This window comes from Bacillus sp. 17RED48, assembly GCF_019837545.1.
Classification (GTDB): Bacteria; Bacillota; Bacilli; order Bacillales; family Bacillaceae_G; genus Bacillus_A; species Bacillus_A wiedmannii.
Genome location: NZ_JADAXG010000002.1, coordinates 503,815 through 527,498, shown reverse-complemented (window position 1 = coordinate 527,498; position 23,684 = coordinate 503,815). Strand labels below are relative to the sequence as shown.

Annotated in this window: 25 protein-coding genes, 3 riboswitches and 1 other annotated feature; of the genes, 21 read left to right on the top strand and 4 right to left on the bottom strand. The window is 35.8% G+C overall.

What is annotated here, in order from left to right; genetic code table 11:
* The 4 genes from hisI (at position 1) to ILT06_RS09355 (ending at position 2,720) form a co-directional block, all read left to right on the top strand.
* A complete protein-coding gene (gene hisI, locus ILT06_RS09370; RefSeq protein ID WP_064476666.1) occupies positions 1-324 on the top strand; it encodes a phosphoribosyl-ATP pyrophosphatase in 324 nt (107 codons plus the stop codon).
* Positions 325-337: 13 nt separating this feature from the next.
* Positions 338-1,357, top strand: a complete 1,020-nt coding sequence (locus ILT06_RS09365) for a histidinol phosphate phosphatase domain-containing protein (protein WP_064476665.1) — start codon at positions 338-340, stop codon at positions 1,355-1,357.
* A gap of 67 nt (positions 1,358-1,424) precedes the next feature.
* The gene (locus ILT06_RS09360) at positions 1,425-1,601 is read left to right on the top strand and encodes a DUF4025 domain-containing protein (protein WP_222655027.1); all 177 of its coding nucleotides are present in this window, start codon (positions 1,425-1,427) and stop codon (positions 1,599-1,601) included.
* A 147-nt stretch (positions 1,602-1,748) separates the two neighbouring features.
* Entirely contained in the window at positions 1,749-2,720 is a 972-nt protein-coding gene (locus ILT06_RS09355; RefSeq protein WP_048544909.1) for an NAD(P)-dependent oxidoreductase, read from the top strand.
* 29 nt (positions 2,721-2,749) lie between these two features.
* Here the strand turns inward: ILT06_RS09355 and pssA are convergent, their stop codons facing one another.
* Both pssA and ILT06_RS09345 read right to left on the bottom strand, forming a co-directional pair.
* On the bottom strand, positions 2,750-3,451 hold the full coding sequence (gene pssA / locus ILT06_RS09350) for a CDP-diacylglycerol--serine O-phosphatidyltransferase (RefSeq protein ID WP_000285422.1): 702 nt from the start codon (positions 3,449-3,451) through the stop codon (positions 2,750-2,752).
* 182 nt (positions 3,452-3,633) lie between these two features.
* The gene (locus ILT06_RS09345; protein ID WP_088048383.1) at positions 3,634-5,520 is read right to left on the bottom strand and encodes an LTA synthase family protein; all 1,887 of its coding nucleotides are present in this window, start codon (positions 5,518-5,520) and stop codon (positions 3,634-3,636) included.
* A 253-nt stretch (positions 5,521-5,773) separates the two neighbouring features.
* Here ILT06_RS09345 and ILT06_RS09340 point away from each other — a divergent pair, with 253 nt between their 5' ends.
* From ILT06_RS09340 to ILT06_RS09285, 12 genes are all read left to right on the top strand, one after another.
* A complete protein-coding gene (locus ILT06_RS09340; protein WP_001228833.1) occupies positions 5,774-6,169 on the top strand; it encodes a DUF3888 domain-containing protein in 396 nt (131 codons plus the stop codon).
* A gap of 89 nt (positions 6,170-6,258) precedes the next feature.
* A riboswitch (Lysine riboswitch) is annotated at positions 6,259-6,440 on the top strand.
* Positions 6,441-6,618: 178 nt separating this feature from the next.
* Positions 6,619-7,935, top strand: a complete 1,317-nt coding sequence (gene lysA, locus ILT06_RS09335) for a diaminopimelate decarboxylase (protein WP_064476662.1) — start codon at positions 6,619-6,621, stop codon at positions 7,933-7,935.
* A 117-nt stretch (positions 7,936-8,052) separates the two neighbouring features.
* A riboswitch (SAM riboswitch) is annotated at positions 8,053-8,161 on the top strand.
* 72 nt (positions 8,162-8,233) lie between these two features.
* Complete coding sequence (locus tag ILT06_RS09330; protein WP_000116163.1) at positions 8,234-8,377, top strand: YezD family protein; 144 nt, start codon at positions 8,234-8,236, stop codon at positions 8,375-8,377.
* Positions 8,378-8,463: 86 nt separating this feature from the next.
* Entirely contained in the window at positions 8,464-9,168 is a 705-nt protein-coding gene (locus ILT06_RS09325) for a phosphoadenylyl-sulfate reductase (protein ID WP_064476661.1), read from the top strand.
* Between the two features lie 38 nt (positions 9,169-9,206).
* Positions 9,207-10,343: a sulfate adenylyltransferase gene (gene sat / locus ILT06_RS09320; protein ID WP_064476660.1), complete on the top strand. Its 1,137-nt coding sequence runs from the start codon at positions 9,207-9,209 to the stop codon at positions 10,341-10,343.
* 12 nt (positions 10,344-10,355) lie between these two features.
* Complete coding sequence (cysC, locus tag ILT06_RS09315) at positions 10,356-10,949, top strand: adenylyl-sulfate kinase (protein ID WP_048561381.1); 594 nt, start codon at positions 10,356-10,358, stop codon at positions 10,947-10,949.
* 11 nt (positions 10,950-10,960) lie between these two features.
* Positions 10,961-12,583 carry a nitrite/sulfite reductase gene (locus ILT06_RS09310; protein WP_088048384.1) on the top strand — a complete coding sequence of 541 codons (1,623 nt, stop codon included), beginning with the start codon at positions 10,961-10,963 and terminating at the stop codon, positions 12,581-12,583.
* 10 nt (positions 12,584-12,593) lie between these two features.
* Positions 12,594-12,794: a DUF3906 family protein gene (locus ILT06_RS09305; protein ID WP_064476658.1), complete on the top strand. Its 201-nt coding sequence runs from the start codon at positions 12,594-12,596 to the stop codon at positions 12,792-12,794.
* An 85-nt stretch (positions 12,795-12,879) separates the two neighbouring features.
* Positions 12,880-13,656, top strand: a complete 777-nt coding sequence (cobA, locus tag ILT06_RS09300; RefSeq protein ID WP_000521275.1) for a uroporphyrinogen-III C-methyltransferase — start codon at positions 12,880-12,882, stop codon at positions 13,654-13,656.
* A 1-nt stretch (position 13,657) separates the two neighbouring features.
* Positions 13,658-14,413, top strand: coding sequence for a sirohydrochlorin chelatase (locus ILT06_RS09295; protein ID WP_088048385.1), 756 nt, complete (start codon positions 13,658-13,660; stop codon positions 14,411-14,413).
* Positions 14,388-15,005 carry an NAD(P)-binding protein gene (locus tag ILT06_RS09290; protein WP_088048386.1) on the top strand — a complete coding sequence of 206 codons (618 nt, stop codon included), beginning with the start codon at positions 14,388-14,390 and terminating at the stop codon, positions 15,003-15,005. The genes ILT06_RS09295 and ILT06_RS09290 overlap by 26 nt, the downstream gene beginning before the upstream one ends.
* A gap of 61 nt (positions 15,006-15,066) precedes the next feature.
* Positions 15,067-15,314, top strand: a binding site (T-box leader).
* Between the two features lie 111 nt (positions 15,315-15,425).
* A complete protein-coding gene (locus ILT06_RS09285) occupies positions 15,426-16,781 on the top strand; it encodes a sodium-dependent transporter (RefSeq protein ID WP_064476656.1) in 1,356 nt (451 codons plus the stop codon).
* 30 nt (positions 16,782-16,811) lie between these two features.
* Here ILT06_RS09285 and ILT06_RS09280 read toward each other — a convergent pair whose 3' ends face one another.
* Together ILT06_RS09280 and ILT06_RS09275 are read right to left on the bottom strand one after the other, a co-directional pair.
* A complete protein-coding gene (locus tag ILT06_RS09280) occupies positions 16,812-16,973 on the bottom strand; it encodes a hypothetical protein (RefSeq protein ID WP_001096003.1) in 162 nt (53 codons plus the stop codon).
* 102 nt (positions 16,974-17,075) lie between these two features.
* Positions 17,076-18,347 carry a murein hydrolase activator EnvC family protein gene (locus ILT06_RS09275; RefSeq protein ID WP_064476655.1) on the bottom strand — a complete coding sequence of 424 codons (1,272 nt, stop codon included), beginning with the start codon at positions 18,345-18,347 and terminating at the stop codon, positions 17,076-17,078.
* 493 nt (positions 18,348-18,840) lie between these two features.
* Between ILT06_RS09275 and gltP the strand changes: the two genes are divergently transcribed.
* The 5 genes from gltP (at position 18,841) to ILT06_RS09250 (ending at position 23,639) form a co-directional block, all read left to right on the top strand.
* Positions 18,841-20,112 carry a glutamate/aspartate:proton symporter GltP gene (gene gltP, locus ILT06_RS09270; RefSeq protein WP_064476654.1) on the top strand — a complete coding sequence of 424 codons (1,272 nt, stop codon included), beginning with the start codon at positions 18,841-18,843 and terminating at the stop codon, positions 20,110-20,112.
* A gap of 66 nt (positions 20,113-20,178) precedes the next feature.
* Entirely contained in the window at positions 20,179-20,697 is a 519-nt protein-coding gene (locus ILT06_RS09265; RefSeq protein ID WP_088048387.1) for a ribonuclease FAU-1 family protein, read from the top strand.
* 120 nt (positions 20,698-20,817) lie between these two features.
* Positions 20,818-20,923: riboswitch (SAM riboswitch) on the top strand.
* 94 nt (positions 20,924-21,017) lie between these two features.
* Positions 21,018-22,334 (top strand): Na+/H+ antiporter NhaC family protein, encoded by a 1,317-nt coding sequence (locus tag ILT06_RS09260; RefSeq protein WP_064476694.1) that lies wholly within the window; start codon positions 21,018-21,020, stop codon positions 22,332-22,334.
* Positions 22,335-22,563: 229 nt separating this feature from the next.
* Positions 22,564-22,920: a lmo0954 family membrane protein gene (locus tag ILT06_RS09255; RefSeq protein WP_048370510.1), complete on the top strand. Its 357-nt coding sequence runs from the start codon at positions 22,564-22,566 to the stop codon at positions 22,918-22,920.
* Between the two features lie 56 nt (positions 22,921-22,976).
* Positions 22,977-23,639 (top strand): PspA/IM30 family protein, encoded by a 663-nt coding sequence (locus tag ILT06_RS09250; protein ID WP_075308722.1) that lies wholly within the window; start codon positions 22,977-22,979, stop codon positions 23,637-23,639.
* Positions 23,640-23,684 lie beyond the last annotated feature (45 nt).

The following is a 23,684-nucleotide window of genomic DNA, read 5'->3' as shown; positions in this document are numbered from 1 at the left end:
ATGGAAAATGCCTTTAAATTACTATTTGAAACAATTGAAGAACGAAAGGGAAATCCACTTCCTGAATCGTATACAAATTATTTATTTTCAAAAGGAGAAGATAAAATTTTAAAGAAAATTGGTGAAGAATGCACGGAAGTAATTATCGCATCTAAAAATAATGACAAAAAAGAATTAGTGAAAGAAATGGTTGATGTATTGTATCACTGCTTTGTTTTATTAGCTGAAAAAAATATATCATTAGAAGATGTTATGGAGGAAGTGACAGAAAGAAATGGGAAGCTTTCGCGAGTAGGGGACAGAAGTGAAATAGATACATTATAAGGGGGAAATGTAGATGAAGGTGGATTATCACATTCATTTAGAAGAAGGGCCATATTCAATAGGATGGCTAGCTAAAATAAATGAAGCATTGCAACATTATGAACCGCTTAAAGAAGAAAAACATTCTATGGAATGGCTTGTGAAAACACAAGAACACCTGCAAAGACGTGTGAAAGAAGGGCCATTTACAACGAAATGGATTGATTTATATTTAGAAGAAGCTTTGCGAAAAGGTATAAAAGAAGTTGGTATTGTCGATCATTTATACCGTTTTTATGAAGCGAAAGAATACTATGAAAGATATGTCGATATAAGTGATTCAGGGCTTGGTCGTTTACAGAAGGAATGGTTAGGTCAAGTAAGGGTAGCGTCACTGCATGATTTTACAAAGACAATTGAAGAGGCGAAAGAACGATGGAGTAAACGAGGCGTGATGCTAAAACTTGGAATTGAAGCGGATTATTTTATTGGTGGTGAACAAGAATTACAATCTTTACTCGCATTAGGAGATTTTGATTATGTAATTGGTTCTGTTCATTTTTTAAATGGCTGGGGATTTGATAATCCAGATACGAAAGAATATTTTAAAGAACATGACTTATATGCTTTATATGATACGTTTTTCAAAACGGTTGAGTGTACAGTTCGCTCTAATTTATTTGATATTATAGCTCATCTTGATAACATAAAAGTATTTAATTATCGGTTAGATGAAAATGAACAACTTTCATATTATAAGGAAATTGCGCGTGCGTTAGTAGAAACAAATACGGCAACGGAAATAAATGCAGGATTGTACTATCGCTATCCTGTACGCGAAATGTGTCCAAGTCCGCTATATTTACAAGTATTAGCTAAGTATGGCGTTCCAGTTACTCTCTCCTCAGATGCTCATTATCCGAATGATTTAGGAAAATATGTGGCAGAGAATATAAAGACGTTACGTAATCATGATATTTCTCACATAGCTACATTTACGAAACGAGTAAGAACGATGAGATTACTGGAAGAAGAAGTAACAATTTCAAAATGATCACGATTTTTTGATGAAAACCACCCTTTTTGTTCAAAATAAGAAAGAATAAGAAGGAGGGTAAGAAATGGTGAAACAACAAAATAAACAAAATGTACAAGATGTACAAGGTGCACAGCAACAAGCTTATACTTCTGAAACGAATGCTACATCTCAATCAGTTATTGAGGAACAAATTAGCGATACAGTTGCAGAGGGAACGATCGATGCAAAGCTTGGACAAGAATCGCAAGAGAAAGCGTAAGAAAAGGGGAGAGATGGATCTCCTCTTTTCTTATGGGGAAAAAATGTCGATTTTCAAAACTATGATCAAATTCCTTGGTTTTTATAGGTGGATTTCTTACAATGAAAGATAAGAGATATCTTATTTTTTATAGAAGAGGTGTTAGTAGTGGCAAAAATATTAGTAGCAGGGAAAATTCCAGCAATCGGATTAGAACTATTAAAGGATCATGATGTAGAAATGTATGATAAAGATGCATTAATTTCTTTAGATGAATTAACAGATCGTGTAAAAGATAAAGATGCATTGTTAAGTCTACTTTCTACAAAGGTGACAAAAGAAGTTATTGATGCGGCACCTAATTTGAAGATTGTTGCAAACTACGGTGCTGGTTACGATAATATTGATTACTCGTATGCCGGAGAAAAAGGGATTGCGGTAACGAATACACCGAAAGTATCAACTGAAGCGACAGCAGAATTAACATTTGCACTTCTTTTAGCAGCTGCACGTAGAATTCCTGAAGGCGATACATTATGTCGTACAACTGGATTTAATGGATGGGCACCATTATTTTTCTTAGGCCGTGAAGTACACGGTAAAACAATTGGAATTATTGGTCTTGGAGAAATCGGAAAGGCAGTTGCAAAGCGTGCGAAAGCGTTTGGAATGAATGTTTTATATACAGGACCAAATCGAAAGCCTGAAGCTGAAAGTGAACTGGAAGCAACATATGTAACATTGGAAGAATTATTACAAACAGCAGACTTTATTACAATTAATTGTGCTTATAATCCGAAATTGCATCATATGATTGATGATGAACAGTTTAAAATGATGAAGAAAACAGCGTATATTGTAAATGCTTCACGTGGACCAATTATGAATGAAGCGGCACTTGCTCATGCATTAAAAACGAATGAAATTGAAGGAGCAGCTCTTGACGTGTTTGAATTTGAACCGAAAATTACAGAAGAGCTAAAAGGATTAAAGAATGTAGTACTTGCTCCTCACGTAGGAAATGCAACGTTCGAAACGCGTGATGCGATGGCTGAAATGGCAGTAAGAAATATTTTAGCCGTATTAAAAGGGGAAGAGCCTGTAACACCTGTAAATCAAAAAGTAGTAGTTACAAAATAAAAAGAAACCTTCCGGAATCGGAAGGTTTCTTATTTTTCTTTATTTGCTCTTTTAGACGGTCTTTGTCTGAGAAATTGAGATAGCATATACAAAATATATAGTGGAATAGCAATGAATAAGAAAACAGAAAAATTACCGAACCCTGTTTGGTACATTGTTATAATGATTCCAACTAGAAATAGTGTAATAATGATGCTATATCGTGGAATTGGTACATCTTTTAAACTTGGGATACGAATGCGGCTCACCATTAAAAATGCGAACGTTACAAATACTGTAATAAGAACGATTTTTGGAATGGTATGTGAAAATAATGTTAAGAAAGCAACAAGCCCTCCCGCTGCTGTAATCGGTACGCCAGTGAAATATTTCATTGAAGTAGAAGATGGTGTTACATTAAATCGTGCTAAACGGTATGCTCCGAAAAGAGGGAATAGTCCCGCTATGTATAGTCCGATGATTCCGTAATTGGAGAAAGATGTGTAATACATGAGAACAGCAGGTGCTGCACCAAATGTTACGACATCCGCCAGCGAGTCAAGCTCTTTTCCCATTTGTGAATCAACACGTAATAAACGAGCAACACGTCCATCAAGACTATCTAACATCATCCCGATAAGTACTAAAATAGCAGCTGATTTATAATATCCTAAAGATGCATAGCCGATTGATAAGAATCCACTATATAAATTTCCGAGCGTAAATAAGTTTGGAATAGCTGCTCTATACAAAATCTGATCCCTTGCTTTCTGTAATAAATTCTTAATTAGTTTATGAAATTTTACTTATTTTATCATACCATAAATTTCTTCCTCATACGAAAAAAATTCCCAATTTGTGAAAGATTTCATAGCGGAATGATTTGAAAAATAAGTAAAAAAAGAAGCAACTTTTATAAAAGTTGCTTCTGGTGCTATTCAAATTTCGTTGTCATTGTTCCGGTTTTATAACGATTGTTAGGGTCGAAACGTAATAAGTCTCCATAAATGAGTTTGTCGGAAAGTTTCAATTCAGTTTTTGCTTTTTCAATATTTGGTTGACATAATGAAATGTCCGCTTCTTCACCTGTATTTCGTTTATAGCACATGTTTTTTGTATAAACATAGTTTTCCGAAACGAAGCTACCATCACGCATTACCATAAGTGGATCTTCTTCTTTAATAAATAGGTCAGTTCCAAATTCAACTGATTGATTTGTTTTAACACCAAGTAAATGAAGTAGCGTTGGTTTAATATCAATTTGACCAGATACTTTAGAAATGACTTTTCCTTCTTGACCAGGTACATGAATAATGAGAGGGACGCGTTGTAATTGCATAGAATCAAACGGTGTAATAGCGTCTTTCCCAAGGAACTGAGCCATAGCTGCATTATGGTTTTCAGAAATACCGTAATGATCTCCATAAATGACAATAACGGAATTATCATACAGTCCTTCCTCTTTTAATTGTTTAATAAATAATTTCAGAGCTTCATCCGTGTAACGAACGGTTGGGAAGTAGCGGTTTACAACACCACTTTCCGAATTAAACTCATCAACATATTGATCTTCTGGATTTAGAAGAAATGGAAAATGGTTTGTTAAAGTAATAAATTTTGTATAGAACGGTTGTGGTAAAGATTTTAGCTTTGGAATCGATTGTTCAAAGAACTCTTTATCTTTTAATCCCCAACCGACAGACATTTGTTCTATGCCTACGTAATCATTTAAATTAAAGTAACGATCATATCCAAGTGCAGGATACATTACATCACGATTCCAAAACGTTTTATCGTTGGAATGGAAGACAGCAGAAGAATATCCGTATTTTTTTAATTGTTCTGGTGTAGCTGTATATTCATTTGTTGCGTGAGTAAAGAATACAGAACCGCGGTCTAGCGGATAAAGTGAATTTTCAACGATAAATTCAGCATCAGAAGTTTTACCTTGTCCGGTTTGATGATAGAAGTTATCGAAATAAAAACTATCTTTAATAAATTCATTTAAAAATGGAGTAATTTCTTTTCCATTTATTTTTTTATTAATAACAAAACTTTGTGTAGATTCCATTGAAATCAAAATGACATTTTTACCTTTTGCAGCTCCAAATAAGTTTTTATCAACTTGCTTATCTTTTGAGTCTGTATAGTTTTTAATTTCAGAGAACCCGTCACCACTTGCAAATACACGTTCAGCCGAAGATTTAGATTGAAGTGTAATATCAAATAGATGATATGTGTATAAGCCTAAATTTTTCACGACAGTTTGACGATCAAATGAGCGTGAGAACATTTGCGGCTTATAAATAACTGAAACGGCAATTTGTAGTGCTAATAGAGCTGTTACACCGCTAAAGAAAGTTCGCTTCTCAGAGCGAGAAAGTGGCGTCTTGTCGCAAAATGCTGGGAATTTACGTGAAAGAAACATTAAAATAATTGCATCTGCAAATAAAAGTAATGTTTTGTACGTAAAGAGTTCTTTTATACTTGTCCCTAAATCAGCCATATTATTTGTTTGAAATAAAACTGGGAACGTAACGAAATCGTTATAAAACCCATAAAACATTGCATTTCCAAATAAAATAAAGGACAGTATAAAACTGATTCCAACTATAATGCGGTTTCGGTGCTTAGATGCAAGTAAAGCAAAACCGAAAAATAAAAGTAACGCAGCTAGTGGATTAATAAAAAGCATAAATTCTTCAAAGAAGTTATCAATTTTAATATCAAATGCTAGCTTGTACACAATATATGTTTTTATCCATAATAAAACGACTGCAACGAGTGCAAATCGCAGTTTTGGAAACAGACGTTGTAGCATAATATACTCCTCTCCTAAAAAGCATGACAGTTCTTGTGAGCCGGTTTGATTAGCGCCTCATTTTATATATACGAACAGTCCTTTGTTATTATGTTTATTATACTATGAGTATCATTATACGAAAATAAAAGAGAGTTGTGGACTTTTTTATAATAATTGAGTAGAAAAAGGGCAGTGGGAGACAATAAAACGGAGTTTCTATGTATGATAATTATCGTGCGCAGAAGAATCGTGTAATAATACGGAGGTTATAATGCGAAAATTATTATATTTTATAGTATGCAGTAGTGTTATACTTTTTGCTTCACCGAGTGTGTCGGTAGCCCAATATGATGCACCTCTTATGGAAGATGCCCTTTATTCTGTTTTATTTCCGAAAATAAATAAAGCAATTGAAAAACAATATGGGAGCTTGAAGCCTTATCAATGTCCTAAAATTATTAGTTTAAAAAAAGTGTATAGCGGTACATATTTATTTCAAGCAAGTATTGAAGTAACGAAGTATGAACGAGTTGCTGGGAAAATTGCTCCACCATTTGAGAAGGTAACGATTACATTTAATAATGAAGAAGGCGAATGGGAAGTGTCAAAGATTTCAGTAAAGCGCTTACCAAATGATACGAAATTAAACTGTAAAAAAACAATATAAAAAATTGTTTGACAAATAAAATGGTCCTTTGGTATTGTTAATAGCAACAATTAGATGTTTGAAAATTAAATAGACTTACCTCATCTACTCTCAAAGGTAGAGGCCGCGATAGGAAAGAGTAAGCTATGGGAGATTTAATGGAATCTGTGATCATAGGTTGAAAGGGACTATTGCCGAAATATATGAATAACCACCTTATTCATATATTGGGACTGCATTGAATAAATGTAGTACTGTCATAATATTTATTTTATGGAGAGCTATTTGGAGATGTTGATGCGGTTTCTTATTTTGAGGAGATAACAACTCGTTTATTTTTTCTATATATTTTTCCTAATAAGAAACGCGTGTGAACATTGTTCCGCGCGTTTTTTGTCTATCTAAAAGCGTGCTGCAATGAATAGAAGATTGGGGTTATGAGTTTTAGAGGAAATAAGGGAGGAATTCAAATGTATTTACACGGCACAAGCCGAATCAATGGGCAAGGACACTTAGAAATTGGAGGGTGCGATACGACGCAGCTAGCAAAACAATACGGAACACCACTTTATGTATACGATGAAGAGTCAATTCGAGGAAAGTGCCGTGCGTTTCATCGTGCGTTTAAAGAAAGTGGTTTCTCTTATCAAGTAGCATATGCAAGCAAGGCGTTCTTGTGCATGGAGATGTGCCGAGTAGCTCGTGAAGAGAATATGTCATTAGATGTTGTTTCTGGAGGAGAATTATATACTGCGCTTCAAGCAGGATTTCCAGCATCGCGCATTCATTTTCACGGCAATAATAAAACAGAAGAAGAAATCGTGATGGCTCTGCAGGCGAATATTGGTTGTTTTGTCGTAGATAATTTCTTAGAATTAGAAATTTTGCATGATTTAGCAGTGCAACATGGGAAATTTGTGAACATATTAATCCGTGTAACGCCTGGAGTAGAGGCGCACACACATGAATATATTACAACAGGTCAAGATGATTCGAAATTTGGATTTGGCGTGTCAAATGGTCAAGCGATGCAAGCAATTGAGTTTGCTTTACAAAAATCAAATTATAATGTGTTAGGAATTCATTCACATATCGGATCACAAATATTTGAAACGGCTGGATTTGTTCGAGCGATTGAAGTTCTTCATCAATTTTTAGAACAAGTGAGAGAGCGCGCGAACTATGTAGTAAAAGTATTAAATGTAGGCGGAGGATTCGGAATACGCTACACAGAGTCAGATACACCATTAACTCTTGAGACATATGTGCGAGCTGTAACAAGTGCGGTGAGGGAACAATTTACGGTATGTAATTATCCGCTTCCAGAAATATGGGTTGAACCAGGCCGTAGTATTGTAGGGGATGCTGGAACGACAATTTATACAGTCGGATCTGTGAAAGACATTCCTGGTATTCGGAAATATGTATCAGTGGATGGTGGGATGACTGATAATTTAAGACCTGCTTTATATAACGCTCGTTATGAAGCGATGTTAGCGAATCGAGGGAATGATGAGAATGAGGAACTTGTTTCGATTGCTGGGAAGTGCTGTGAGAGTGGAGATATGTTAATTTGGGATATTACTCTACCGAAAGTTGCTGCTGCCGATTTACTAGCAATTTCTTGTACAGGGGCATATGGGTACTCGATGGCGAATAATTATAATCGGATTCGTAGACCAGCTGTCGTCTTCGCGAAAGGCGGCACATCACAAATTGTTGTAGAGCGCGAAACATATGAAAATATTATTGGGAACGATCGCATACGTATTAAAGAACTTGTTTAAATGAGGAAAAAGGAGTTGTTCGGATGGGCAATTCCTTTTTTATAAAATAAAATAATTAAAATATATCGGAAAACTAGGATTGAAAAAAATCAGAATTGTGATAAAATACAAATACAAAGCTTATCAAGAGAAGCGGAGGGAACTGGCCCGACGAAGCTCGGCAACCTGCTTATAGAAAGCAAGGTGCTAAATCCAGCAAAATGGAATCCATTTTGAAAGATAAGGTAAAATATATTACCGAACAGTCTTTTCGAAATGGGAAAGATTTTTTTTATGAATAAAAAGGGGGGCTGTTCGCGTGAGTGTACGGGAACATTTTGAGGAAGTATCTGAGAAAATTCAAGCGATGCTTGCTGATATGAAATATGGTTCAATTACAATTGTTGTGCAAGATGGGAAAGTCATTCAATTAGAGAAAAGTGAAAAGGTACGTTTAAAGTAAAAAGCGCTGACTAGAAAAACTAGAGGCGGTTTTAACCTATTATATTAGGTTAAAACCGTCTTTTTGCTTTTACAGGGGGAAAGAACATGTTGACGTATGAAACGTGGGAAGAAAATAATGTTTCATTTTCAGAAGAAGATGAAACGAAAGGCGCGCTATCAGTATTAAGTTGGGCTTATAAAGAATATAAAAGTGAAATTGTATACGCATGTAGCTTCGGAGTGGAAGGGATGGTATTACTGCATCTTATAAACCAAGTAAATCCATCTGCTAAAGTTGTATTTTTAGATACAAATGTTCATTTTCGAGAAACGTATGAATTAATTCAAAAAGTGCGGGAACGATTTCCTTCATTAAATATTATAGAAAAACAGCCGGAACTTACGCTTGATGAACAAGCGAAGTTACATGGTGAGAAATTATGGGAAAGTAATCCGAACCTTTGTTGTAAAATTAGAAAAATTTTACCGTTAGAAAAATCATTAGCAGCGGAAAAAGCGTGGATTTCGGGCTTAAGGAGGGAACAATCAGAAACACGTAAGCATACAAAGTTTATAAATCAAGATCATCGCTTTCAATCTATTAAAGTTTGTCCACTCATTCATTGGACGTGGAAAGAAGTGTGGCGATATGTATACAAACATAGCTTGCCGTATAACCCGCTGCATGATGTTGGATATCCAAGTATTGGGTGTGAGAAATGTACGTTACCTGTAGGAGAGGGTGGCAATTCGAGAGATGGTAGATGGGCCGGGAAAGTGAAAACAGAATGTGGTCTTCATTACCAATAAGATGAATTTGAAAATAAAGCTAAGAGAGGGTACTGAAAATGAGTACAAGAAACGAATTAATAAATCGAATAGACGAGACATATGACGTATCACAAATTAAAAAAGAAATTCAACTAGACAACATTGCATTAAGTGATTTAGAGCTATTAGCGACAGGGGGATATAGCCCACTTACAGGTTTTTTAGGAAAGAAAGATTACGATTCGGTCGTAGAAACGATTCGTTTAGCTAATGGGAGCGTTTGGAGTATCCCCATTACATTACCGGTAACAGAAGAAGTAGCAGAGAGTCTAAAAATTGGAGAGGAAGTAAAGCTTGTCAGTGATGGAAATATATATGGTGTCATTCAAATAGAAGATATTTTTGTACCAGATAAAGAAAAAGAAGCGTTACTTGTATATAAAACGACGGATGAGGCTCATCCAGGAGTGAAGAAGTTATATGAGCGACCGAACGTTTATGTCGGTGGAGCTATTATTCTTACAAAACGCTTTGAAAATAATCCGTTTCCTTCTTATCATTTAGATCCAATTGAAACGAGAGAAGAATTTAAAAAACGTGGTTGGAAAACAGTAGTCGGATTTCAAACGAGAAACCCGGTACATCGTGCTCATGAGTATATTCAAAAATCTGCTCTTGAAATTGTAGATGGTCTCTTTTTAAACCCTTTAGTTGGGGAAACGAAGTCGGACGATATTCCTGCTGATGTAAGGATGGAAAGCTATGAAGTATTACTTCAAAACTATTATCCGAAAGAGCGTGTCTTTTTAGGGGTATTTCCTGCAGCAATGCGTTACGCAGGACCGAGGGAAGCAATATTCCATGCATTAGTTAGAAAGAATTTTGGATGTACTCACTTTATTGTAGGACGCGATCATGCAGGGGTAGGAGATTATTACGGTACGTATGAAGCACAAGAAATTTTTACAAACTTTACAGTGGAAGAGTTAGGAATTACACCGTTATTTTTTGAACATAGTTTTTACTGCACGAAATGTGAAGCGATGGCTTCGACGAAAACATGCCCGCACGGCAAAGAAGATCATGTTATTTTATCGGGTACGAAAGTAAGAGAACTATTACGAAACGGTGAGGTTCCGCCAAGTACATTTAGTCGTAAAGAAGTAGTGGAAGTGCTAATTAAAGGTTTGAAAAAAGAAGTAGTAACAGAATAGGGAGAGAATGACATGGACACGAATATTACTTGGCATACAGCGTCTGTTTCAAAAGATGAGAGAAGAGTAAGAAATGGGCATCATAGTTTTGTAGTTTGGTTTACTGGTCTATCAGCTTCAGGTAAATCTACGGTGGCGAACGCGGTTGCTCGTAAACTATTTGAAAAGAATATTGGAAACTATGTACTAGATGGGGATAATGTACGCCACGGTTTAAATAAAGACTTAGGTTTTTCTGAAAGTGATCGTATGGAAAATATAAGAAGGATTGGCGAAGTGGCGAAGCTATTCGTAGATCAAGGCACTGTTGTTCTTACAGCGTTTATTTCACCGTTTCGAGTAGACCGAAAACAAGTAAGAGATTTATTAGCAGCAGATGAGTTTATAGAAGTGTTTGTAAAATGTCCAATTGAAGAGTGTGAAAAGCGTGATCCGAAAGGGCTTTATAAAAAAGCAAGACAAGGTGATATTAAAGAATTTACTGGTGTTGATTCACCGTATGAGGAACCAGAGAAAGCGGAATTAATTGTAGAAACGCACAAGTATTCTATTGAAGAATGTGCAGAACAAATCGTGAAGTACTTACAAGAGCGTAGTTTTATATAGGGGGATAAAAAATGAGTTATGAAAAAGTATGGGCTAGCAATGAAAAATTAAATCAGACTGAGAAAAATAAATTAAAAAAAGATGGATTGGAAATCTTTAATGATATTCCTTACTATGCAGAGAATGGCTTCGAATCTATTCCGAAAGAAGAGTGGGACGCATTCAAATGGGCAGGGTTATATTTACAAAGACCGAAAGAAGCTGGTTATTTTATGATGCGTGTAAATATTCCTTCAGGGATTATTACGAATGCACAGGCAGAAGTGCTTGCTTCTATCGCTGAGGATTATGGACGTGACGTAATAGATATTACGACAAGACAGGCGATTCAGTTTCACTGGTTAGAAATTCATCAAATTCCAGATATTTTTAAAAGATTGGCAAGAGTTGGGTTATCTTCAGCAGGGGCGTGTGGTGATATAACGCGTAATATTACAGGGAATCCACTTGCTGGCATTGATGCAAATGAACTGTTTGATACAACTGGTATTGTGAAAGAGGTATATGACTATTTCCAACATAATGAGGAGTTTTCTAACTTACCACGTAAATTTAAAATGTCTATTAGTTCTAACATTTATAATTCAGCAAACGCAGAGATTAACTGTGTTGCATTTACACCTGCTACGAAAGAAATAGATGGTGAGAAAAAAGTTGGTTTTCATATAAAAGTAGGTGGTGGATTATCAGCTCGTCCATATTTAGCTGATGAATTAGATGTATTCGTTTTACCAGAAGAAGTGAAGACGGTAGCGATTGCGATTGCGACGATATTCCGTGATTTTGGATACCGTGAAAAACGTCATTTAGCCCGTTTGAAATTTCTAGTTGCAGACTGGGGAGCAGAGAAATTTAAAGAGAAACTAATAGAGTATACAGGACCATTGCAAAGTAAAGGAGAAAGTGCTCTCAAAGGTTGGAATGCTGGATACTTTTATGGTGTTCAAGATCAAAAACAAGATGGACTTAAATATGTAGGTTTTAATGTGCCGGTAGGACGTTTACATGCAAAAGAAATGTTTGAGATTGCAAAAATTGCTAAGCGGTATGGAAATGGACAGATTCGTACATGCAACTCTCAAAATTTCATTATTCCGAATGTTCCGCCAGAAAATGTAACGGGTTTACTGAATGAGCCGTTGTTTGAAGCAATATCAGCAAGCCCGAAATCATTTATTGGTCATGCGGTTTCCTGCACTGGTATTGAATATTGCAATCTTGCTTTAGTAGAAACGAAAGAAAGATTGCGAAAAATTGCCGAATACTTAGATACACAAATTGCACTCGATGTTCCAGTTCGTATTCATATGGTAGGATGCCCGAATTCATGTGGTCAACGTCAAATTGCTGACATTGGATTACAAGGGGTGAAAATGAAAACGAAGGAAAAAGGAATTGTTGAAGCATTTGAAATATATGTAGGTGGAACGTTGTTAGATGGAGGGGCTTACAATCAAAAGCTAAAAGGAAAAATAGATGGTGAGGACCTACCTGAAGTACTTGCATCATTTATAAGTTATTTCAAAGAGAATAAATTACCAGCCGAAACGTTTTATGATTTTGTCGGTCGTGTTGGTATAGAGACACTACAAAGAGTGTTAAATACCGTGTTAGAAGAAGTAATAGCGTCTTAGGAGGGACAATATGGATTTATATCGATTTGAAGCTATGTTAGTAAATAGTATTGTTCCGATTGTTGTTGTTGCTCAAAGTGAAGAACAGGCGTTTAAGCTCGCGGAGATGGAGCTTGAAAAGCATTTTTTACCGCTGCCAGAAGTAAAGGAGATTTCTCTATTTGAAAAAAAGAAGATTCGAAAAGGTGCGGCATTTGTTATTCATGAGTAGGGAACAGGTAATAGGAAATAATGAAAACTTCCATTCGTATATAAGGATGGAAGTTTCACTTTAATAGTAGAAATGAGGAGAGATGATGGGGAAGGTTTATATCGTTGGTGCAGGTCCTGGTGATCCAGATTTAATTACTGTGAAAGGGTTGAAATGTATTGAGAAGGCAGACGTTATTTTATACGACCGTCTCGTGAATAAAGAGTTACTTTCATACGCAAAGCCTGAAGCAGATTTAATTTATTGCGGAAAACTACCAAATTATCACACGATGAAGCAAGAGACGATTAACACGTTTCTTATTAAATATGCGAAAAAGGGAAAAGTTGTAACGAGGCTTAAGGGCGGCGATCCATTTGTATTTGGTAGAGGAGGCGAAGAAGCTGAAGCGTTAGCAAAGCAAGGTGTACCATTTGAAATCGTTCCTGGTATTTCAGCTGGAATAGCTGCTCCTGCTTATGCTGGCATTCCAGTGACACATCGTGATGCAAGTGCAAGTTTTGCTATTGTGACAGGGCATAGGAAAGAAGGTGTTGAAGAAGAAGTGAAGTGGGAACATTTAGCGAAAGGTGTAGAGACTTTAGCTGTATATATGGGGGTTAGCAATTTACCCTACATATGTGAACAACTGATGAAGCATGGAAAAGACAAAAGTACATCTGCGGCTATTATTGAGCGGGGAACGACATCAATGCAGCGCACAGTTGTTGGGACGTTAGGAACAATTGTAGATGTTGCGAAAAAAGAACAAATTCAAAATCCGAGCATGATTGTAATTGGAGAAGTGGTCCGTTTTAGAGAAAAAATCCATTGGTTTGAGAAACAGACAGAAAGTACGTATCAAGTAAGCGGAGTGTTATAAAATGAAAGCCATCTTATATATATGTCATGGAAGTCGTTTGAAAGCAGCTAAAGAAGAAGCGGTTGCATTTATTACGTCATGCATGAACCGTGTAGAGGCAAGTATTCAAGAAGTTTGTTTTTTAGAGTTAGCGAGTCCAACGATTGATGAAGGGTTCCGTACATGTGTGAAGCGTGGTGCTACAGAGATTATTGTTATTCCAGTTTTTTTATTAGCGGCAGGTCATGTGAAAAAAGATATACCGTTTGAATTGGAAAAGTTAAATAATCAATTTTTGAATGTTAAAGTGACCTACGGTAACCCGTTTGGTGTATCAGAAACACTTGTTAAATCGGTGTATAGCGGAAGTGGCATTGAACAGGAAGATAAGGATGAAGTAACGCTACTTCTCGTTGCAAGAGGGAGTAGTGATCCTGACGTATTAAGAGATATAAACTGGATCGCTTCTTTATTTCAACATGAAGAGAAAATTAAAAAAGTAGAGGTTTGTTATTTAGCGGCTGCCGAGCCAAAATTTGAGGAGAAGTTAAAGGAAGTTGTTGAACGAAAAGAAAAGAATATCGTTGTATTGCCTTACTTATTATTTACAGGTTTACTTATGAAACATATTGAAAAAGAAGTGCGCCAATATGAGTCGGATGAGATAAAAATAAGTCCGTATTTAGGAAAAAATGAAGCGTTTCAATATATGTTAATTCAGAAAACGAAGAAATTATTGAAGGGAGATCAATATGTATCCACTTACAGTGCGAGTTGAGAAGAAACGTGTTGTTGTCATTGGTGGAGGAAAAGTCGCGGGATTTAAAATTATTCCTTTACTAAAACAAGGTGCGGATATAATTGTGATAAGTCCTGAATTGGATGCGAATTTAGTGAAACTAGTGGAAGAAAAGCAAATTCGTTGGTATCAAAGGGAGTATGAAAAAAGTGATATTCAAGGTGCTTTTTTAGTTGTTGCAGCGAGTAGTGATGCCGTATTAAATGAAAAAATTGCTGAAGATAGCACAGAAAATCAATTAGTAAATGTTATTACGAACCCGGAAAGTGGCAATGTTCATTTTCCGGCGGCGATTCATCGTGGATTACTGAATGTGGCTGTTTCTACTGGAGGAGCAAGTCCGAAATTGGCAAAAAAAATCCGTGATGATATCGCAAATAAATATGATGAGGCGTATGAATCGTATCTTGATTTTTTATACGAAGTTAGAATAAAAGTGAAAGAATTACAAATAGAGAAAAGAGAGAGAAATACATTGTTGCAAGAAGTATTAAATTCGATATATGTTCAAAATGAACAAAAAAGAAAATTGTTTTTACAAGAATTAGAGAGAAGAGTTCATATAGGATAATGAATAAATTGTACTTTACAACTATAAAAATATAATTTATAATCACAAGTAACTTCAATAAATGAAATCGATGAGCAAGAAGAGTATGTATATTTGATACGTTCAGAGAGCTGGGGTAAGGTGGGAGCCCGGTACGATAAAATATACAGAATGGGCTTGCGAGAGGTATGTTGAACATTGTAGTAGGCAACCCGGGTTCCGCCGTTAAAAGGATAGAGTATCGGAGTTTTCCTGTACTTGAACAAGTGGGATTTATCAATCCAATTGAGGTGGTACCACGGTATTTACATTACATATATCGTCCTCTACATGCATATTTGCGTGTAGGGGACTTTTTTATTTTCTAAAGGAGGTGTGCGAGTATGAAATGAAAGTGTATAATTAATAAAAGTTTAAATATTCAGAAAAGGAGAATTTATGATGAAAGAAACACAGCAATGGACGTCGAAAATAGGCTTTGTACTCGCAGCAGCCGGAGCCGCAGTAGGTCTTGGTGCCATATGGAAATTTCCATATGTTGCAGGTAATGGTGGGGGAGGCGCATTCTTCCTTGTATTTTTACTATTAACTTTATTTATAGGTATGCCTTTACTATTAGCGGAGTTTGTTATTGGACGTAGCACTCAAAAAGAGGCGGTTACAGCTTATAAAGTACTAGTACCAAATAGTAAAGTATATCCTTGGATTGGTCGTATGGGAGTTGTAACTTGTTTTAGTGTACTCTCTTTCTATAGTGTTGTAGGTGGATGGATTTTACTGTATTTATACTATAGTGTTACAGGAAGCTTCTGGAATGGTGTTGTTGATTATGGAAAATTATTTGGTGAAACGATTTCAAATCCAGTAAGTGCGATTGGAGCGCAATTTATCTTTATGCTTTGTACTATTTTTGTAGTAAGTAAAGGTGTAGAGAAGGGAATAGAAAAGGCAAGTAAGTATATGATGCCGCTATTATTTATTTTGTTTATTGCAATCATAGTTCGTGCTTTAACACTTGATGGTGCTTTTGCTGGGGTAGAGTTCTTCTTGAAACCAGATTTTTCAAAGCTGACAGCAGATACGATTTTATACGCGATGGGACAATCGTTCTTCTCACTAACAGTAGGTGCCTCAGTAATGGTCACGTATAGTTCGTACTTGAAGAAAGAAGAACATTTAGCTAAATCAGCAACATCTATTGTAAGTTTAACGGTTTTTGTTACAGTACTTGCAGGATTAGCAATTTTCCCGGCGATTTTCGCATTAGGCGTTAAGCCGACTGAAGGACCAGGACTACTGTTTATCGTCCTTCCGGCAGTATTTGCGAAAATACCATTTGGACAATTTTTCTTCATTATGTTTTTAGTTTTATTCTTCTTTGCAACGTTAACATCTGCTATTTCCATGCTTGAAATTGTAGTAGCATCTGTTGCGAAAGATAATGAGAAAAAGCGTCCGTCAGCATCATTATTAATTGGTATTCTTATTTTTGCAGTTGGAATCCCGTCAGCATTATCGTTTGGAATTATGAGTGATGTGAAAATATTTGGTAAGACATTCTTTGATTTCGTCGATTTTTCGGTAAGTAATGTATTGCTGCCACTCGGAGTACTAGCCATTTCGCTATTCGTACCAAATAAAATGAGTAAAGAGATGTTAATGAAAGAATTAGAAGTTACGGAAACGAAAGGTAAAACATTATTTAATATTTGGTTCTTCTTGCTTCGTTATGTTATTCCAGTAACTGTAATTATTGTATTTTTAAATGCGATAGGCGTATTTAAAATGTTTGCATAATAAAAAGACGGAGATTTCTCCGTCTTTTTATTATGTTGTAGGTGTATTTAATAAACGATTATATGCTTTATAGGCTGTGACGACTGCGATAAATGATCCGATTAAAAATAATGCTGAGCCGCCAAATGTAAATAGCCGGCCGATGTAAGTTTCTCTAGCCTCTTCTATTTTTTGTTGTAATTGTGTATTCATATGATTCACCCCGTAAAATATAGGCGTTTAGTTGTAGTCTATGTGGAATGCCTATATTGTGTGAAGGGTATAGAAAAAACTCGGTGTGCACCGAGTTTTTTTCTATAATCCGATATAAGGAGATGGATCAACTGCATTTGTCTTGCCGACATTCCATTCTCCAAGGTGAAGTTCGAAGTGTAAATGTTGTCCGTATGATTGGCCAGTGTTCCCCATAAATCCAAGTTGAGTGCCTTGTTTTACGGTTTGTCCATTTGATACAGAACGGCTACTCATATGAGCATATACTGTCGTATATGTTTTTCCGTTTATACGGTGAGATAAATACACAACGTTTCCGTAACTAGATGATAATTCCGAGCGGATAACAACGCCGTCAGCGGCGGCAATAATTGGAACGGTTCCTGAAGCTGCGATATCGATTCCTTTATGGTTATCTATAGAGCGCACACCAAAGCCAGAAGTTTTTGATCCAGCTGCTGGCTTAATAAATCCGCCAATATTTGTATCGTGTGGTGTTGGAGCTGCTTGAGCTGTTTGAGCAGATGTAGTAGCTTGTTTACGAGCTTCTTCTGCCTTGCGAGCTTCCTCAGCTTTACGAGCCTCTTCGGCACGCTTTTCTTCTTCAATTGCTTTTTGAACAGCTTGACGCTGATTTTCTAGAATACCTTTGGATTCTTCTAACCCTTCAATCTCTGAATCTACTTTTGCTACTTTCGTATGTAGATCGCTAATAAATGTTTGCTGTTGTTGTTGATTCGTTTGCAACTCTTGTTGTTTTTGAACTAATTTCTGTTCAGCGTCTTTTAGTTGTTGCTCTTTTTTCTCAACAGCCTCTTTTTCTTTCGTCACAGCATTTTGATCAGTTGTTTGTTTTTTCACAATATCAGTATCGTTGTTTAAAATTAAACTTACAGAGTACATATTATCAACAAGATCAGCAATGTTTGTAGAAGTTGTTATTACCTCTGTAATGATATTTGTACGAGGTTTTTCTTGCATAGATTGTAAACGTTGCTTAATAACTTCCTGACGCGTATCTATGTTTGTTTGTAATTGCTCTATATGTTTCTTTTTTTCAGTAATTACTTGTTGTGTTTTGTTAATTTCTTTTTTTGTATCGTTTAATTCAGCTTCGTTTTTATTAATAGAAGTAGTTAAGTCGTCAATTTTCTTTTGTAATTCTTGAATTTCTTTTTCTATTTGTTCTTTCTCAGCTGATTTATTTTGTAAGTCATTTTGTTTTCCTTCTAATTCAGATTGAATATTAGATAATTTATCTTGATTCGTTTCAGCGTATACGGGTGAAAGTAGTGGAGAAACAAAAATCGTTCCTACTGCTAAAACACTAAACGCCGCAAATTTCTTTTTCATAGTTGTCTGGCTCCTTTCCCTATGAATGTTATATATCATAAGAAGAAGAGTGTCTATCGTTGTAACCATAATGTAAAGAAAATTTTATAAAATTGCTAAGTTTTGTCGGAAATTATCATTTTTTAATGATAATTGTCATGTTGGATGCGCTTTTTTATTCGTTCAACAAGGATGTATTTTTTGGATTTTGTTGTAAAATAAAGGAAAAATATATTTGTTTTATATAGTGAAATAGTAGACAGGAATCCAATGAAACACTGATAAGGAATCGTTCTCATGTGAGGTTTTCTGACATGGGTTTTGTTTTTGTCAAGAAAATTATTTGCATTCGGGCAAAGTTATTTTGTTGTCAGATTTTAAATTTTGATTTATGATTTTTAACAGGGACAAAATGTAGTGAATTGTCGAATAATATGTAATACTCTTAATTTCGAGTTTTATAGAGATAGAATGAGAGATAGAGTGACACATCGAAGAGGGGGTTACAACAAATATGAAAAGAATAGGACTTGCATGGCAAATATTAATAGGACTTGCGCTTGGTATTGCAGTTGGGGCGATTTTCTTTGGCAATCCGGCAGTGGTGAGTTACTTACAACCAATTGGTGATATTTTCATCCGATTAATTAAAATGATCGTTGTACCGATTGTTGTAGCAAGTATTGTTGTTGGGGTTGCTGGTGTTGGCGATGTTAAAAAATTAGGTCGACTAGGCGGAAAAACAATTCTTTATTTTGAAATTATTACAACAATTGCAATTATTGTCGGTCTATTGATTGCGAATATTTTCCAACCTGGAAAAGGCGTAAATATGGAGCAGTTAACAAAGACAGATATTTCGAAATATACACATACGACAGAGCAAGTGCAAAGTCATTCCTTTGCAGATACATTTGTAAATATTGTTCCAACGAACATTATGAAGTCATTAGCTGACGGAGATATGCTTGCTATTATCTTCTTCTCTGTACTATTTGGTTTAGGTGTAGCAGCAATTGGTGAAAGAGGAAGACCGGTTCTTCAATTTTTCCAAGGTGTAGCTGATGCAATGTTTTACGTAACGAACCAGGTTATGAAATTTGCACCATTTGGTGTGTTTGCGCTAATTGGAGTTACAGTTTCTACATTTGGTCTCGCTTCATTAATTCCATTAGGGAAATTATTAATTGTAGTATACGGAGCAATGATTTTCTTCGTTGTAGTCGTATTAGGACTTACAGCGAAAATATTTGGAATTAACATTTTCCAATTCTTTAAGATTTTAAAAGACGAGCTGATTTTAGCATATTCTACAGCTAGTTCAGAAACAGTTTTACCGAAAATCATGGAGAAAATGGAGAAGTTCGGTTGTCCGAAAGCAATTACATCTTTCGTTATTCCGACAGGTTATTCATTTAACTTAGATGGATCAACTTTATATCAAGCAATTGCGGCTATTTTCTTAGCGCAAATGTACGGTATTGATTTATCTATTACACAACAAATTACATTATTACTTGTATTGATGGTAACATCAAAAGGTATCGCAGGCGTACCGGGCGTATCATTCGTTGTATTATTAGCGACACTTGGTACAGTAGGTATTCCACCTGAAGGTTTAGCATTCATCGCTGGTATTGACCGTATTTTAGATATGGCTCGTACAGCAGTTAACGTTGTAGGTAACTCTTTAGCAGCTGTAGTTATGTCTAAGTGGGAAGGTCAGTATGACGCTGAAAAAGGACAAGCCTACTTGAAAGAAATTTCTAATAAGCAAGCAGCTTAATTATAATTTGAACAAGCTCTCACATAATATGTGGGGGCTTTTCTATATAGAAGGGGAGCGGACGTAATGAAACGTAAATATGGTGACGGTTCTTCGTGGAAGCGACTAATAGAGAAGAATTATACGGTTAAGCAAGTAGAAGAAGGAATGCTAGGAATATTAGAAATAAAAAAGGTAAGAGAACCTAGTTGTAAAGAATATGATGGTAAAGAACTTTGTATCGCAGGGAATCAATATACGTGGATTCAATATTTCATAGACGGGAAAAACTTTGCGATTACAGCTATGTTAGATGATCAGAAAAAATTAGTGCAATATTATATCGATGTGGCGAAAGAATATAAAATTGACGACCGTGGTTTACCGTATTTTGATGATTTATATTTAGATGTAGTGTTATTACCGAACGGTAAAATGTATATATTGGATGAAGATGAGCTAGAGGATGCTTATAAAAGTAGCGATGTTACAAAAGAAGAGTATGAGTTAGCTTGGTACACTACGAAATGGATAATAGATGCAATAAAAAATAATGAATATTATTGGATTTCAATATTGGAAGAAGAAATCAAAAAGTTAAAATGATTGTTGTATTCAAATTTTTGCATAATTACCAAAAAAATCTATACAAAAAATAATTGACTTTTGTTTTGTAAGCGAGTAAAGTTAGGGAAGAAATTATTATTAAAAAATAAATATGAAACCTTCTTATAAAGAGAGGCGGAGGGACTGGCCCTACGATGCCTCGGCAGCGGACTCGATTTCAGAGTGCTGTGCCAAATCCAGCAAGCATGTGCTTGAAAGATGAGAAGAGTGTTTCTTATAGATGTATAAGACCTCTTCTCATTGGAAGAGGTCTTTTGTTATTCATTAGAAAAAGGTTGAAACTAGGGAGAGATGGTACTTTGAAAGAAACGAGAGGAAATGGTTTGGCTTTATTACCGCTTGGGATATTTTTGGCGCTATTTATTGGTTCTGGAATTATTACAGGTGATTTCTATAAATTGCCGATACTTGTAGCAATTTCAATTGCTGTAGGGGTCGCTTTAGCAATGAATCGTAAAGAAAGCTTTAATGTAAAAGTAGAACGATTTGCTAAAGGTGCAGGGAACCCAGATATTATGATTATGGTTCTAATTTTTGTGCTTGCAGGAGCATTTTCTGAAACGGCAAAAGGGATGGGCGGCGTTGATTCTACAGTTAACCTAGCGTTATCAATTTTACCGCAAGGGTTTATCGTAGCTGGAATTTTTGTTATAGGGGCATTTATTTCATTAGCGATGGGAACTTCAATGGGAACGATTGCTGCATTAGCACCGATTGCTGTAGGTATAAGTGGGCAAACTGATATCTCAATTGCACTTACGATGGCTACCGTTGTTGGCGGAGCGATGTTTGGTGATAATTTATCATTTATTTCAGATACAACAATCGCAGCTGTACGTTCGCAAGGAACAGAAATGAAAGATAAGTTTAAAACGAACTTTTTAATTGTATTACCAGCGGCTATTATTACAATTGTACTATTAGTAATCATTACTTTAGGAAGCGATACGCAGATTAAAGCGCATAGCTTTGACTGGATAAAGATTTTACCGTATGCAGGAGTACTTATTACAGCATTGCTTGGTTGGAATGTACTTATTGTGTTAACTGGTGGAACTGTACTATCTGGCGTTATCGGTCTTTTAGATGGAAGTTACACGTTAGAGAGTTTCTTTAAAAGTGTAACGTCTGGAATGGGCGGTATGATGGAGTTAGTATTACTTGCTATTTTAATTGGTGGTATGGTCGAACTGATTCAATATAACGGTGGCATTCAATATTTAATGAATCTTTTAACGCGTAACATTCGTTCGAAAAAAGGAGCAGAGTTCGGTATTGCTGGCTTAGTGAGTCTGACGAATATGTGTACAGCGAATAATACGATTTCTATTATCTTTACAGGTCCGCTTGCGAAAAACATTGCAGATCAATATGAAATTGACCCTCGTAAATCAGCGAGTGTATTAGATCTTTTCTCATGCTGTGTGCAAGGATTAATTCCGTATGGTGCGCAAATGTTAACGGCAGCAGGATTTGCGGCGTTATCTCCGATTGAATTGTTACCATATGCGTTTTATCCAATCTTAGTTGGAGTATGTGGAATCATTTCTATATTAATTGGTTTCCCGAGGTTTTCTAAAGTAGCGGGAAAGAAAGAGTATCACAAAACAGCATAATTTAAAATGAAGTTTATGAATCGTAACGAAAGCCGTACAGAGAATGTTCTCTGTACGGCTTTTTATGTGCGATAAAAGAGTGAATCATCCTATCCTACCGCATATTTTTACAAAAGGCTGAATGCAACTCAGTCTTAAGTCTGAGTCGAAAACGGTTCTTAAGCTCGTTATGGAAAAGTGAAAAAATAGTTAAGATAAGAGTATCAAATCGAAGGGAGGCAAGCACAAGATGAAACAATTTCTAGCGTTTATCGCGGCCGGTATTTTGGCTTTAATTGCTCTTGGTAGTCTTGCTGGTATTGTAGGATTCGCAATCGGAGCAGGAGTTGTGTACTGGAGCTATAAATCATTTGTGCGAGCACAATCATTTTTTGGAAAGTTAGCTTGGGGTATTGTAGGTTTGATCGGCTTGTCCATCGCACTTTCGCACTCCCCAGCATTAATCGGTATCGCAGCATTAGTAGTTTTATACTACGGATACCGTGAGTGGAAAAAAGAAAAAAATGTAGTTGTTGATTCTGCACCAGAAAGTTCTAAACCATATAGCAACTTTGAAGATGAGTGGAACAAGTTAATGAAAAACTAATAAAAAATTAATAAAAACCAAATCAAATTGATAAAGTAGAAGAGAGGAAGATTATAATGAAACAATCTTTATTCGGACGTGTACGCGATGCAATTTTAGCAGATTTTCATAATGTGTTAGATGAGAAAGAAAGAAAGAATCCAATCGCGATGTTAAACCAATATTTACGCGATAGTGAGCGTGAAATAACAAAAATTGAGAAGTTAATTGAGCGCCACAAAACATTAAAATCTAATTTCGCTCGTGAGCTTGAGCAAGCACGTTATTTCGTTAATAAAAGATCAAAGCAAGCGATCGTCGCTCAAGAAGCAGGCGAATTACAACTACATGAGCGTGCGTTAGAAGAAGTAGCGTATTATGAAGGGCAAGTAACTCGATTAGAAGAAATGTATGCAGGTGTTGTAGATCAAATTGATGAGTTAGAGCGTCGTCTTGCTGAGATGAAAAATAAATTAAAAGAAATGCATGCAAAACGTATGGAATTAATGGCACGTGAAAATATGGCACATGCAAATCGTCGTATGAATACAGCGATGCATAAAATGGATGAAAATAATCCGTTCTTACGCTTTGAAGAAATTGAAGATCATATTCGCGACTTAGAATCTCGTATAAATGAGGAGCATGAACGTGACACATTTGATATGAAGATTGCAAAGCTTGAGCGTGAAATGAAAGAGAAGAATGATGTATCGTTAACGAAAGAGTTAACAAAATAATAGTAGTATATTATAAAACAGGCTTATGATATAGTGATAGGAGAA

Excerpts from the sequence above, each read along its gene's own strand:
- ILT06_RS09365 (WP_064476665.1), top strand. The coding sequence starts at position 338 with ATGAAGGTGGATTATCACATTCATTTAGAAGAAGGGCCATATTCAATA.
- hisI (WP_064476666.1), top strand. The coding sequence starts at position 1 with ATGGAAAATGCCTTTAAATTACTATTTGAAACAATTGAAGAACGAAAG.
- lysA (WP_064476662.1), top strand. The coding sequence starts at position 6,619 with ATGTATTTACACGGCACAAGCCGAATCAATGGGCAAGGACACTTAGAA.
- ILT06_RS09290 (WP_088048386.1), top strand. The coding sequence starts at position 14,388 with ATGTATCCACTTACAGTGCGAGTTGAGAAGAAACGTGTTGTTGTCATT.
- ILT06_RS09360 (WP_222655027.1), top strand. The coding sequence starts at position 1,425 with ATGGTGAAACAACAAAATAAACAAAATGTACAAGATGTACAAGGTGCA.
- ILT06_RS09255 (WP_048370510.1), top strand. The coding sequence starts at position 22,564 with ATGAAACAATTTCTAGCGTTTATCGCGGCCGGTATTTTGGCTTTAATT.
- ILT06_RS09305 (WP_064476658.1), top strand. The coding sequence starts at position 12,594 with ATGGATTTATATCGATTTGAAGCTATGTTAGTAAATAGTATTGTTCCG.
- cysC (WP_048561381.1), top strand. The coding sequence starts at position 10,356 with ATGGACACGAATATTACTTGGCATACAGCGTCTGTTTCAAAAGATGAG.
- ILT06_RS09340 (WP_001228833.1), top strand. The coding sequence starts at position 5,774 with ATGCGAAAATTATTATATTTTATAGTATGCAGTAGTGTTATACTTTTT.
- ILT06_RS09295 (WP_088048385.1), top strand. The coding sequence starts at position 13,658 with ATGAAAGCCATCTTATATATATGTCATGGAAGTCGTTTGAAAGCAGCT.
- ILT06_RS09325 (WP_064476661.1), top strand. The coding sequence starts at position 8,464 with ATGTTGACGTATGAAACGTGGGAAGAAAATAATGTTTCATTTTCAGAA.
- cobA (WP_000521275.1), top strand. The coding sequence starts at position 12,880 with ATGGGGAAGGTTTATATCGTTGGTGCAGGTCCTGGTGATCCAGATTTA.
- ILT06_RS09250 (WP_075308722.1), top strand. The coding sequence starts at position 22,977 with ATGAAACAATCTTTATTCGGACGTGTACGCGATGCAATTTTAGCAGAT.
- ILT06_RS09345 (WP_088048383.1), bottom strand. The coding sequence starts at position 5,520 with ATGCTACAACGTCTGTTTCCAAAACTGCGATTTGCACTCGTTGCAGTC.
- ILT06_RS09310 (WP_088048384.1), top strand. The coding sequence starts at position 10,961 with ATGAGTTATGAAAAAGTATGGGCTAGCAATGAAAAATTAAATCAGACT.
- ILT06_RS09275 (WP_064476655.1), bottom strand. The coding sequence starts at position 18,347 with ATGAAAAAGAAATTTGCGGCGTTTAGTGTTTTAGCAGTAGGAACGATT.
- sat (WP_064476660.1), top strand. The coding sequence starts at position 9,207 with ATGAGTACAAGAAACGAATTAATAAATCGAATAGACGAGACATATGAC.
- gltP (WP_064476654.1), top strand. The coding sequence starts at position 18,841 with ATGAAAAGAATAGGACTTGCATGGCAAATATTAATAGGACTTGCGCTT.
- ILT06_RS09285 (WP_064476656.1), top strand. The coding sequence starts at position 15,426 with ATGAAAGAAACACAGCAATGGACGTCGAAAATAGGCTTTGTACTCGCA.
- ILT06_RS09265 (WP_088048387.1), top strand. The coding sequence starts at position 20,179 with ATGAAACGTAAATATGGTGACGGTTCTTCGTGGAAGCGACTAATAGAG.
- ILT06_RS09280 (WP_001096003.1), bottom strand. The coding sequence starts at position 16,973 with ATGAATACACAATTACAACAAAAAATAGAAGAGGCTAGAGAAACTTAC.